The sequence below is a fragment of the Pseudomonas sp. Pseusp10 genome, assembly GCF_059492225.1.
This window is the reverse complement of sequence record NZ_CP168528.1, coordinates 729,946-744,916: the sequence shown is the minus strand read 5'-3', so window position 1 is coordinate 744,916 and position 14,971 is coordinate 729,946. Positions and strand designations below refer to the sequence as shown.

Annotated in this window: 1 protein-coding gene (cut by a window edge); it reads left to right on the top strand. The window is 62.0% G+C overall.

All coding sequences use genetic code 11. From position 1 onward, the window contains the following. Positions 1-14,971: the 3' portion of a cadherin-like domain-containing protein gene (locus tag ACEN8Z_RS03395; protein WP_495596765.1), read on the top strand. 14,312 nt of this gene lie to the left of the window's left edge; only the last 14,971 of its 29,283 coding nucleotides appear in the window; the start codon falls outside the window, past its left edge; its stop codon occupies positions 14,969-14,971.

Here is a 14,971-nt window from a genome sequence, read left to right as displayed (position 1 = left end):
TAGCGTCCTCACCGGCACCTCGAGCGTCGACGGTCCGGTCAGCGTGCTCAACTTCACCATCGACGGCGTTAATGGCACCTTCACTGCCGGTCAGACCGCGACCATTGCCAACGTTGGCACCCTGGTGATCGGTGCCAACGGCGCCTACACCTTCACCCCGGACGCCAACTACAACGGCACAGTGCCAACGGTCAGCTACACCGTGACCGACGGCTCCGGCAGCAATGTCACCTCGACCCTGAACATCGACGTGACGCCGGTCAACGACAACTTCACCGACCTCAACGAGACGGTCTCGACCCTGGAAGACACCGCCGTGACCGGCAGCGTGTTGACGGGCACCTCGAGCGTCGACGGCCCGGTCAGCGTGGTCAATTTCACCATCGGTGAAACTACCTACACTGCCGGCAGCACCGCGACCATCGCCAACGTCGGCAGCCTGGTGATCGGGGCCAACGGGACTTATACCTTTACCCCGGACGCCAACTACAACGGCACAGTGCCGACCGTGAGCTACACCGTCACCGACGGCTCTGGCACCGACGTCACCTCGACCCTGAACATCGACGTCACCCCGGTCAACGACAGCTTCACCGACCTCAGCGAAAGCGTGACCACCGCTGAAGACACCGCCGTGAGCGGCAGCGTGTTGACGGGCACCTCGAGCGTCGACGGCCCGGTCAGCGTGGTCAACTTCACCATCGGTGATACCACTTATGTCGCCGGCCAGACCGCGACCATCGCCAACGTCGGCACCCTGGTGATCGGTGCCAACGGCACCTACACCTTTACCCCGGACGCCAATTACAACGGCACAGTGCCAACCGTCAGCTACACCGTGACCGACGGCTCCGGCACCGACGTCACCTCGACCCTGAACATCGACGTCACCCCGGTCGATGACAGCTTCACCGACAACAGCGAAAGCGTGACCACCGCTGAAGACACCGCCGTCAGCGGCAGCGTCCTCACCGGCACAACCAGCGTCGACGGCCCGGTCAGCGTGGTCAATTTCACCATCGGTGAAACCACCTACGCCGCTGGCACCACCGCGACCATCGCCAACGTCGGCACCCTGGTCATCGGGGCCAACGGCGCTTACACCTTTACCCCGGACGCCAATTACAACGGCACGGTGCCGACCGTCAGCTACACCGTCACCGACGGCTCTGGCACCGACGTCACCTCGACCTTGAATATCGACGTGACGCCGGTCGACGACAGCTTCACCGATATCAGCGAAAGCGTGACCACCAGCGAAGACACCGCCGTGAGCGGCAGCGTGTTGACGGGCACCTCGAGCGTCGACGGCCCGGTCAGCGTGGTCAACTTCACCATCGGTGATACCACTTATGTCGCCGGCCAGACCGCGACCATTGCCAACGTCGGCACTCTCGTCATCAGTGCCAACGGCGCTTACACCTTCACCCCGGACGCCAACTACAACGGCAGCGTGCCGACCGTGAGCTACACCGTCACCGACGGTTCTGGCACCGACGTCACCTCGACCTTGAACATCGACGTCACCCCGGTCGACGACAGCTTTATCGATACCAGCGAAAGTGTGACCACCGCTGAAGACACTGCCGTCAGCGGCAGCGTCCTCACCGGCACGACCAGCGTCGACGGTCCGGTCAGCGTGGTCAACTTCACCATCGGTGATACCACCTACGCCGCCGGCGGCACCGCGACCATTGCCAACGTCGGTACCCTGGTGATTGGAGCCAACGGGACTTACACCTTTACTCCGGCCGAGAATTACAACGGCACGGTGCCAACCGTCAGCTACACCGTCACCGACGGCTCCGGCACCGACGTCACCTCGACCCTGACCATCGACGTCACCCCGGTCGACGACAGCTTCACTGACCTCAGCGAAAGCGTGACCACCGCTGAAGACACGGCCGTCAGCGGCAGCGTGTTGACGAGCACCTCGAGCGTCGACGGTCCGGTCAGCGTGGTCAATTTCACCATCGACGGCGTTTCTGGCACTTTCACCGCCGGTCAGACCGCGACCATCGCCAATGTCGGCACCCTGGTGATCGGCGCCAACGGCACCTACACCTTTACCCCGGACGCCAACTACAACGGCACAGTGCCAACCGTCAGCTACAGCGTCACCGACGGTTCCGGCAGTAATGTCACCTCGACCCTGAACATCAACGTCACCCCGGTCGACGACAGCTTCACCGATGCCAGCGAAACGGTCTCCACCCTGGAAGACACCGCCGTGACCGGCAGCGTCCTCACCGGTACCTTGAGCGTCGACGGTCCGGTCAGCGTGGTCAATTTCACCATCGGTGATACCACCTACGCCGCTGGCAGCACCGCGACCATCACCAACGTCGGCACCCTGGTCATCGGGGCCAACGGCGTCTACACCTTCACCCCGGACGCCAACTACAACGGCACAGTGCCAACGGTCAGCTACACCGTGACCGACGGCTCTGGCACCGACGTCACCTCGACCCTGAACATCGACGTCACCCCGGTCGATGACAGCTTCACCGACCTCAGCGAAAGTGTGACCACCGCTGAAGACACCGCCGTGAGCGGTAGCGTCCTCACCGGCACCTCGAGCGTCGACGGTCCGGTCAGCGTGCTCAACTTCACCATCGACGGCGTTAATGGCACCTTCACTGCCGGTCAGACCGCGACCATTGCCAACGTTGGCACCCTGGTGATCGGTGCCAATGGCGCCTACACCTTCACCCCGGACGCCAACTACAACGGCAGCGTGCCAACGGTCAGCTACACCGTGACCGACGGCTCCGGCAGCAATGTCACCTCGACCCTGAACATCGACGTCACCCCGGTCGATGACAGCTTTATCGATGCCAGCGAAACGGTCTCGACCCCGGAAGACACCGCCGTCAGCGGCAGCGTCCTCACCGGCACCTCGAGCGTCGACGGCCCAGTCAGCGTGGTCAATTTCACCATCGGTGAAACCACCTACGCCGCTGGCACCACCGCGACCATCGCCAACGTCGGCACCCTGGTGATCGGCGCCAACGGCGCTTACACCTTTACCCCGGACGCCAATTACAACGGCACGGTGCCGACCGTCAGCTACACCGTCACCGACGGCTCTGGCACCGACGTCACCTCGACCTTGAATATCGACGTGACGCCGGTCGACGACAGCTTCACCGATATCAGCGAAAGCGTGACCACCAGCGAAGACACCGCCGTCAGCGGCAGCGTGTTGACGGGCACCTCGAGCGTCGACGGCCCGGTCAGCGTGGTCAACTTCACCATCGGTGATACCACTTATGTCGCCGGCCAGACCGCGACCATTGCCAACGTCGGCACTCTCGTCATCAGTGCCAACGGCGCTTACACCTTCACCCCGGACGCCAACTACAACGGCAGCGTGCCGACCGTGAGCTACACCGTCACCGACGGTTCTGGCACCGACGTCACTTCGACCTTGAACATCGACGTCACCCCGGTCGACGACAGCTTCACCGATGCCAACGAAACGGTCTCGACCCCGGAAGATACGGCCGTGACCGGCAGCGTCCTCGCCGGTACTTCGAGCGTCGATGGCCCGGTCAGCGTGGTCAACTTCACCATCGGTGATACCACCTACGCCGCCGGCGGCACCGCGACCATTGCCAACGTCGGTACCCTGGTGATTGGAGCGAACGGTACTTACACCTTTACTCCGGCCGAGAATTACAACGGCACGGTGCCAACCGTCAGCTACACCGTCACCGACGGCTCCGGCACCGACGTCACCTCGACCCTGACCCTCAACGTCACCCCGGTCGATGACAGCTTTACCGATACCAGTGAAAGCGTGACCACCAGCGAAGACACCGCCGTCAGCGGCAGCGTCCTCACCGGGACCTCGAGCGTCGACGGTCCGGTCAGCGTGGTCAATTTCACCATCGGTGATACCACCTACGCCGCTGGCAGCACCGCGACCATCACCAATGTCGGCACCCTGGTGATCGGGGCCAACGGCGTCTACACCTTCACCCCGGACGCCAACTACAACGGCACAGTGCCGACCGTCAGCTACACCGTCACCGACGGTTCCGGCACCGACGTCACTTCGACCCTGACCATCGACGTCACCCCGGTCGACGACAGCTTCACCGATGCCAGCGAAAGCGTGACCACCGCTGAAGACACCGCCGTAACCGGCAGCGTCCTCACCGGCACGAGCAGCGTCGACGGCCCGGTCAGCGTGGTCAATTTCACCATCGACGGCGTTACTGGCACCTTCACTGCCGGCCAGACGGCGACCATCGTCAACGTCGGCACCCTGGTGATCGGCGCCAACGGGACTTACACCTTCACCCCGGACGCCAACTACAACGGCACGGTGCCAACCGTCAGCTACAGCGTGACCGACGGTTCCGGCAGTAATGTCACCTCGACCCTGACCATCAACGTCACCCCGGTCGACGACAGCTTCACCGATGCCAACGAAACGGTCTCGACCCCGGAAGATACGGCCGTGACCGGCAGCGTCCTCACCGGGACTTCGAGCGTCGACGGTCCGGTCAGCGTGGTCAACTTCACCATCGGTGATACCACCTACGCCGCCGGCAGCACCGCGACCATCGCCAATGTCGGCACCCTGGTGATCGGCGCCAACGGCGCTTACACCTTCACCCCGGACGCCAATTACAACGGCACAGTGCCGACGGTCAGCTACACCGTCACCGACGGTTCTGGCACCGACGTCACCTCGACCCTGACCCTCGACGTCACCCCGGTCGATGACAGCTTCACTGACCTCAGCGAAAGCGTGACCACCGCTGAAGACACCGCCGTCAGCGGCAGCGTGTTGACGGGCACCTCGAGCGTCGACGGCCCAGTCAGCGTGGTCAACTTCACCATCGACGGCGTTTCTGGCACTTTCACAGCGGGCCAGACCGCGACCATCGCCAATGTCGGCACCCTGGTGATCGGCGCCAACGGGGCTTACACCTTTACCCCGGACGCCAACTACAACGGCAGCGTGCCGACCGTGAGCTACACCATCACCGACGGTTCTGGCACCGACGTCACCTCGACCCTGACCCTCGACGTCACCCCGGTCGATGACAGCTTCACTGACCTCAGCGAAAGCGTGACCACCGCTGAAGACACCGCCGTCAGCGGCAGCGTGTTGACGGGCACCTCGAGCGTCGACGGCCCAGTCAGCGTGGTCAACTTCACCATCGACGGCGTTTCTGGCACTTTCACAGCGGGCCAGACCGCGACCATCGCCAATGTCGGCACCCTGGTGATCGGCGCCAACGGGGCTTACACCTTTACCCCGGACGCCAACTACAACGGCAGCGTGCCGACCGTGAGCTACACCATCACCGACGGTTCTGGCACCGACGTCACCTCGACCCTGACCATCGACGTCACCCCGGTCGACGACAGCTTTATCGATGCCAGCGAAAGTGTGACCACCGCTGAAGACACTGCCGTCAGCGGCAGCGTCCTCACCGGCACGACCAGCGTCGACGGTCCGGTCAGCGTGGTCAATTTCACCATCGACGGCGTTACTGGCACCTTCAATGCCGGCCAGACGGCGACCATCGCCAACGTCGGCACCCTGCTGATCGGGGCGAACGGCACTTACACCTTCACCCCGGCCGAGAATTACAACGGCACGGTACCGACGGTCAGCTACACCGTCACCGACGGTTCGGGCAGCAATGTCACCTCGACCCTGACCATCGACGTCACCCCGGTCGACGACAGCTTCACCGATGCCAGCGAAACGGTCTCGACCCTGGAAGACACCGCCGTGACCGGCAGCGTCCTCACCGGCACCTCGAGCGTCGACGGCCCAGTCAGCGTGGTCAATTTCACCATCGGTGATACCACCTACGTCGCCGGCCAGACCGCGACCATCGCCAACGTCGGCACCCTGGTGATCGGCGCCAACGGCACCTACACCTTCACCCCAGCCGAGAATTACAACGGCAGCGTGCCAACCGTGAGCTACACCGTCACCGACGGTTCGGGCACCGACGCCACTTCGACCTTGACCATCGACGTCACCCCGGTCAACGACAACTTCACCGACGTCAGCGAAACGGTCTCGACCCTGGAAGACACCGCCGTGACCGGCAGCGTCCTCGCCGGTACTTCGAGCGTCGACGGCCCAGTCAGCGTGGTTAATTTCACCATCGACGGCGTTTCTGGCACTTTCACCGCCGGTCAGACGGCGACCATCGCCAATGTCGGCACTTTGGTGATCGGCGCCAATGGCGCTTACACCTTCAGCCCGGCCGAGAATTACAACGGCAGCGTGCCAACCGTGAGCTACACCGTCACCGACGGCTCCGGCACCGACGTCACTTCGACCTTGACCATCGACGTGACGCCGGTCAACGACAACTTCACCGACGTCAGCGAAACGGTCTCCACCCTGGAAGACACCGCCGTGACCGGCAGCGTCCTCGCCGGTACTTCGAGCGTCGACGGCCCAGTCAGCGTGGTTAATTTCACCATCGACGGCGTTTCTGGCACTTTCACCGCCGGTCAGACGGCGACCATCGCCAATGTCGGCACTATGGTGATCGGGGCGAACGGGACTTACACCTTCAGCCCGGCCGAGAATTACAACGGCAGCGTGCCAACCGTGAGCTACACCGTCACCGACGGCTCCGGCACGGACGTCACCTCGACCCTGAACATCAGCGTCACCCCAGTCGACGACAGCTTCACCGACATCAGCGAAAGCGTGACCACCGCTGAAGACACTGCCGTAACCGGCAGCGTCCTCACCGGCACGAGCAGCGTCGACGGCCCGGTCAGCGTGCTCAACTTCACCATCGGTGATACCACCTACGCCGCCGGCAGCACCGCGACCATAACCAATGTCGGCACCCTGGTGATCGGTGCCAACGGCGCCTACACTTTCACCCCGGCCGCCAACTACAACGGCACGGTGCCAACGGTGAGCTACACCGTGACCGACGGCTCCGGCAGCAATGTCACCTCGACCCTGAACATCAACGTCACTCCGGTCGATGACCCGAGCGTCCTGATCGCAGACACCAAGTCCGTCGATGAAGACCACGTTGCAACGGGCAACGTGCTTGGCAATGACAGCGATGTCGACAACGCTCTAAGTGTCGCGACATTCACCATACAAGGCGTCCCCGGCTCCTTTACCGCGGGTCAAGTCGCGACTATCACCGGCGTCGGTACTGTAACTATCGCCACCAACGGCGATTACAGTTTCACCCCTGCCGCGAACTGGAACGGAACAGTTCCGCAGATCAGCTACACCACCAACACCCATTCCATCAGCACGCTGAACATCACGGTCAACTCGGTCAACGACGCTCCGACCGTTAACTCCACCTCGGCCAAGGGTGATGAAGATCATTTGATCGCCGTGCAGCTCGGCGGCAATGACATTGACGGCAGCGTCAACCACTTCACCCTGACCAGCCTGCCGGCCAATGGCAAGTTTTACGCAGACGCCGCCGGGACCATCGAGCTGACCACCAGCAGCGTGATCTCCGCAACGGCCAATGGCGCAACGGTTTACTTCAAACCCACCGGCGACTGGAGTGGTACCACCAGCTTCACCTACAGCGCGACCGACAACGGGGGCATGCCTTCTGCTACTTCGGCGACCGGCACCATCGTCGTCGCGCCAGTCACCGATACCCCGAGCCTGTCGCTGACCGGTGGCGGTATTGTTGCCTCGACCGACTTCCAGGAAGTCGCTGTGAACGGTTCGAATAGCGACATCGATGTCAGCAAGCTCGGCAACGGCGCCTGGCACACTGACAACCGCGGGGGCATGGTCGAAATCGGCAAAGCCAGCGTCTACGGTGCCGGCGGCGGTAACCAGGTCATCGAACTTGAGCGTAATACCGGTGATGCGAGCAACCTCTACACCACTATCGATGCGAAGGCCGGCACCACGTACAACGTGTCGTTCGACTACGCACCGCGTGCTGGCGTAGATAATTCGCTCATCAACGTGTACTGGGGCGGTCAACTCATTGGCACCCTGAACAGCTCGACCACGGGCATGCAGCACTACAGCTTCGACATCCCGGTCACTGCCGATGGCAACCAGAAACTCGAGTTCCGCGCAGGGGACAGCAACAGCCTGGGCGGCGTGCTGGACAACATCAATGTCAATCAGGTGCTCAACTCGGGCCTTGAAGACAACGCGATCCTGTTGTCCACCATCCAGGCCCACACCAATGACGCCGACGGTTCGGAAACGCTCACCCTCACACTGAGCGGCTTGCCGGCGGGTTCCAGCCTCACGGATGGCAACCACACCTTCAATGCTACCGGCGGCTCGACGTCGGTGGACATTACCGGTTGGAATCTGTCCACGCTCAAGCTGACACCGCCGACGAACTTCAATGGCGACATTCCCCTGACCGTAACGGCCACCGCCAAAGACGGCGATGCCCCAAGCGCGAGCACCTCGCTGCCACTGGTGGTGCACGTGACTGCCGTCGATGACGCAAGCATGCTGCAGGTGGACAAGATCACCGTCGAAGAAGATCACAACGCCATCGGCAACGTGCTGACCAACGACCACGATGTCGATAATGTCCTGAGCGTCTCCAGCTTCAGCGTGAACGGGGTCAACGGCAGTTTCACGGCGGGCCAGACCGCGACCATCACGGGTGTCGGTACGCTGATCATTACCAGCAACGGCGACTACACCTTCAAGCCGGCTGCAGACTGGAATGGCAACGTTCCACAGGTGACATACACCACCAATACTGGCTCGAGCAGTACGCTGAACATCAGCGTTACGCCGGTCAACGACAATTTCACGGACGCCAACGAATCGGTCTCCACCCAGGAAGACACCGCCTTGACCGGCAGCGTCCTCACTGGCACGAGCAGCGTCGACGGCCCGGTCAGCGTGGTTAATTTCACCATCGGTGATACCACCTACGTCGCCGGCCAGACCGCGACCATCGCCAATGTCGGCACCCTGGTGATCGGGGCGAACGGGGCTTACACCTTCACCCCGGCTGCCAACTACAACGGCACGGTACCGACTGTTGCCTACACCGTCACCGACGGTTCCGGCACAGACGACACTTCGACCCTGAACATCAGCGTTACGCCGGTCAACGACAACTTCACCGACGCCAACGAATCGGTCTCGACCCTGGAAGACACCGCCTTGACCGGCAGCGTCCTCACCGGCACAACCAGCGTTGACGGCCCGGTCAGCGTGGTTAATTTCACCATTGGTTCGACCACTTACACGGCCGGTACCACGGCAACCATCGCCAATGTCGGCACCCTGGTGATCGCAGCGAACGGGGCCTACACCTTCACCCCGGCTGCCAACTACAACGGCACGGTGCCGACTGTCACCTACACCGTCACCGACGGCTCTGGCACCGACGACACCTCGACCCTGAACATCAGCGTCACGCCGGTCGACGACAGCTTCACCGACGCCAACGAAACAGTATCGACCCTGGAAGACACCGCCTTGACCGGCAGCGTCCTCTCCGGCACCTCGAGCGTCGACGGCCCGGTCAGCGTGGTTAATTTCACCGTCGACGGTGTTACTGGCACTTTCAACGCCGGCCAGACGGCGACCATCGCCAACGTCGGTACCTTGGTGATCGCAGCCAACGGCGCTTACACCTTCACCCCGGCTGCCAACTACAACGGCACGGTGCCGACCGTGAGCTACACCGTCACCGACGGTTCGGGACCCAACGATACTTCGACCCTGAACATCAGCGTGACGCCGGTCGACGACAACTTCACCGACGCCAACGAATCGGTCTCGACCCTGGAAGACACCGCCCTCAGCGGCAGCGTCCTCTCCGGCACGAGCAGCGTCGATGGCCCGGTCAGCGTGGTCAACTTCACCATCGGTTCAACCACTTACACGGCCGGTACCACGGCAACCATCGCCAACGTCGGTACCCTGGTGATCGCAGCGAACGGGGCCTACACCTTCACCCCGGCCGCCAACTACAACGGCACGGTGCCAACGGTCACCTACACCGTCACCGACGGTTCGGGACCTAACGACACCTCGACCCTGAACATCAGCGTCACGCCAGTCGATGACAGTTTCACCGACGCCAACGAAACGGTCTCGACCCTGGAAGACACTACCCTCAGCGGCAGCGTCCTCTCCGGCACGAGCAGCGTCGACGGTCCAGTCAGCGTGGTCAATTTTACCGTCGACGGTGTTACTGGCACTTTCAACGCCGGCCAAACTGCAACCATCGCCAACGTCGGCACCTTGGTGATCGCAGCCAACGGTGCTTACACCTTCACCCCGGCTGCCAACTACAACGGCACGGTGCCGACTGTCACCTACACCGTCACCGACGGTTCCGGCACAGATGACACTTCGACCCTGAACATCAGCGTTACGCCGGTCAACGACAACTTCACCGACGCCAACGAATCGGTCTCGACCCTGGAAGACACCGCCTTGACCGGCAGCGTCCTCACTGGCACCTCGAGCGTCGACGGCCCGGTCAGCGTGGTCAACTTCACCATCGACGGTGTTACTGGTACTTTCAACGCCGGCCAGACTGCAACCATCGCCAACGTCGGCACCCTGGTGATCACAGCCAACGGCGCCTACACCTTCACCCCGGCCGCCAACTACAACGGCACGGTGCCAACTGTCACCTACACCGTCACCGACGGTTCGGGACCTAACGACACCTCGACCCTGAACATCAGCGTCACGCCAGTCGATGACAGCTTCACCGACGCCAACGAAACGGTCTCGACCCTGGAAGACACTGCCCTGACCGGCAGCGTCCTCTCTGGCACCTCGAGCGTCGACGGCCCGGTCAGCGTGGTCAACTTCACCATTGGTTCAACCACTTACACGGCCGGTACCACGGCAACCATCGCCAATGTCGGCACCCTGGTGATCGCGGCGAACGGGGCCTACACCTTCACCCCGGCTGCCAACTACAACGGCACGGTGCCAACCGTCACCTACACCGTCACCGACGGTTCGGGACCCAACGATACTTCGACCCTGAACATCAGCGTTACGCCGGTCGACGACAGCTTCACTGACGCCAGCGAAACGGTCTCGACCCTGGAAGACACCGCCTTGACCGGCAGCGTCCTCACTGGCACCTCGAGCGTCGACGGCCCGGTCAGCGTGGTCAACTTCACCATTGGTTCAACCACTTACACGGCCGGTACCACGGCAACCATCGCCAATGTCGGCACCCTGGTGATCGCGGCGAACGGGGCCTACACCTTCACCCCGGCTGCCAACTACAACGGCACGGTGCCAACCGTCACCTACACCGTCACCGACGGTTCGGGACCCAACGATACTTCGACCCTGAACATCAGCGTTACGCCGGTCGACGACAGCTTCACTGACGCCAGCGAAACGGTCTCGACCCTGGAAGACACCGCCTTGACCGGCAGCGTCCTCACTGGCACCTCGAGCGTCGACGGCCCGGTCAGCGTGGTCAACTTCACCATTGGTTCGACCACTTACACGGCCGGTACCACGGCAACCATCGCCAATGTCGGCACCCTGGTGATCGCGGCGAACGGGGCCTACACCTTCACCCCGGCTGCCAACTACAACGGCACGGTGCCAACCGTCACCTACACCGTCACCGACGGTTCGGGACCCAACGATACTTCGACCCTGAACATCAGCGTTACGCCGGTCGACGACAGCTTCACTGACGCCAGCGAAACGGTCTCGACCCTGGAAGACACCACCCTGACCGGCAGCGTCCTCTCTGGCACGAGCAGCGTCGATGGCCCGGTCAGCGTGGTTAACTTCACCATTGGTTCGACCACTTACACGGCCGGCACCACGGCGACCATCGCCAACGTCGGCACCCTGGTGATCGCAGCCAACGGCGCCTACACCTTCACCCCGGCTGCCAACTACAACGGCACGGTGCCAACCGTCACCTACACCGTCACCGACGGTTCGGGACCTAACGACACCTCGACCCTGAACATCAGCGTCACGCCGGTCGACGACAGCTTCACCGACGCCAACGAAACGGTCTCGACCCTGGAAGACACCGCCTTGACCGGCAGCGTCCTCTCTGGCACGAGCAGCGTCGATGGCCCGGTCAGCGTGGTTAATTTCACCATCGACGGTGTTACTGGCATCTTCACCGCCGGCCAGACGGCGACCATCGCCAACGTCGGCACCCTGGTGATCGCAGCCAACGGCACCTACACCTTCACCCCGGCCGCCAACTACAACGGCACGGTGCCGACGGTCACCTACACCGTCACCGACGGTTCGGGACTCAACGACACCTCGACCCTGAACATCAGCGTCACGCCGGTCGATGACAGCTTCACCGACGCCAGCGAAACAGTATCGACCCTGGAAGACACCGCCCTCAGCGGCAGCGTCCTCTCCGGCACGAGCAGCGTCGACGGCCCGGTCAGCGTGGTCAACTTCACCATTGGTTCAACCACTTACACGGCCGGTACCACGGCAACCATCGCCAATGTCGGCACCCTGGTAATCGCAGCCAACGGGGCCTACACCTTCACCCCGGCTGCCAACTACAACGGCACGGTGCCAACCGTCTCCTACACCGTCACCGACGGTTCGGGACCCAACAACACCTCGACCCTGAACATCAGCGTCACGCCAGTCGATGACCCGAGTGTGCTGGCTGCCGACCTCAAAACCACCCTTGAGGACCAGATCGCCACCGGTAACGTACTGACCAACGACCATGATGTGGACAACGCTCTCAGCGTGACCAGGTTCACCATTGGTGGCATCGACTACACCGCAGGGGGGACTGCCACCATCGCAAACGTGGGCAGGCTGACGCTCGGTGCCAACGGTGACTACACCTTTACCCCCGCCGACAATTGGAGTGGCAAGGTTCCGACTGTGACCTACACCACCAATACCGGTTCAAGCACCACGCTGGACATCAGTGTGACCGCGGTCGCGGATACTCCGATCGTGACTGCCACCACGTCTCAGGTGGCCGAGAACAGCAGCATCGCGCTGGGCTTGAAGGTAACGTCAGTGGACACTGATGGCTCTGAAACCCAGACCATTACCTCGATCGCCGGCATCCCTGCAGGTGCGACCCTGACCGATGGTACGCATACCTTTACCGGCACCATCGGTAACGGCGTCGTCAACCTCAGCGGGTGGGATGTGAGCAAGTTGAGCTACACCCCGGCACCGTACGCCACCGGTACCAACACGCTGACAGTGACGGCCGTTTCGACCGAGAGCCAGGGTGATTCGGCCAGCAATACGACGCAGATTCCGATCACGATCAATCCAGCGGTCTATAACCCGCTCACGGCCACCGCCGGTAACGACACCGTCACCGGCACCAGTGGCAATGACATCGTAGTATCGGATATCGGCGGGCTGACGGTCGCACCAGGTCAGAACTACAATATCGCCTTCATGGTCGACAGCTCGGGCAGTATGGGCGACGCTTCCATGTCGGCGGCGAAGAAGTCTCTGGAGGCAGTGTTTACTTCGCTGATCGCCAGTGCGACTTCGAAAGACGCGAATCCGGGTACTGTGAAAGTGTTCCTCGTGGACTTCGACACGACGGTCAAACAGTCGATTTCGATCGACCTGTCCAGCAAGGATGCCCTGGCGAACTTGAAGTCGGTTCTCGACGGCATGAAATCGGGTGGATACACCAACTACGAGGACGTGTTCAAGACCACCGCCAACTGGTTCTACAGTGCTGATGCGAAGAGCAACCCTAATGCGATCAATCTCACCTACTTCATTACCGACGGTGAGCCAACCGCTTACACCAGCAATGAACAGACCAACCCGGTCGTCGTCGACTTCAAGTCGAACAGCACCACGGACCTGACCCTGGATAGCCTGTTGAAACTGGGCGACTACAGGCCTGGCTATGCGTTCACCACAGTGATCGGCGGTGCGACTCGTACGCTGGTCGATGCCAATGGCGCCGTTTACAAATGGAGTGAGGACAGCAAGGGTAACTGGAGCTCTTCAAAATACAGTGGCCTGACACTCCATGCGCAAGGCGACGGCACTTATGAGCTGTCGGCCAACGATGGCGATGGTTACGTCGATAGGACCAGTGCCTCAAATGCCGCAGCGGCATTTGCCCTGCTGGCGGCTGCCAACTCCACTGTGCAAGCCATCGGCCTGAACAGCGAAGTCAAGGAAAGCGATCTGGCGCCGTACAACACCACCGACGGCAAGCCGCTGGCCAATATCAACCCTTCGGATCTGGCCAACGCGATTCTCGGCCACAGCGAGGCCACGCTACCGGGTCACGACACCGTCAACAGTGGTGATGGCAATGACATCATCTTCGGCGACCTGGTGAGCTTCAATAGCGTCACCGGCGAGGGTTACGCTTCGCTGCAGGCCTTTGTCGGCCTGCAAACCGGGGTCGAGACCAACCTGATCACACCAAGTAATGTGCACCAGTACATCACCGAGCACTACAACGTGTTCGATGTGTCTGGCGCTCAGGATGGTGCCGATACGCTGCTCGGTGGTGCCGGCAATGACATCATCTTCGGCCAGGGCGGCGACGACAAACTCTACGGCGGCACCGGCAATGACATCCTGCTCGGCGGTACCGGAAACGACTTGCTCGACGGTGGCGACGGCAACGACATTCTCCTGGGCGGAAAAGGCAATGACACCCTGACTGGCGGTTTGGGCGGCGACACCTTCGTCTGGAAAGCCGGCGACACCGGTAACGACGTGATCAAGGACTTCAAAGCCAGCGAAGGTGACCGGATCGACCTGCGTGATCTGTTGCAGGGCGAAACCGGCAGCACCATCGACAACTTCCTGAAGATCACCACGGTCGATGGCGTGTCGTCGCTGCAAGTCAGCTCGACCGGCCAGTTCAACTCGGGCAACGCGGCCGCCGCCACACCGGACGTGACGATCAAACTGGAAGGCAACAACTGGTCGAGCGCCAACCTGCACAACCTTATTGCCGGTAGCGACCCGACCATCAAAGTCGATCACAACAACAGCTGA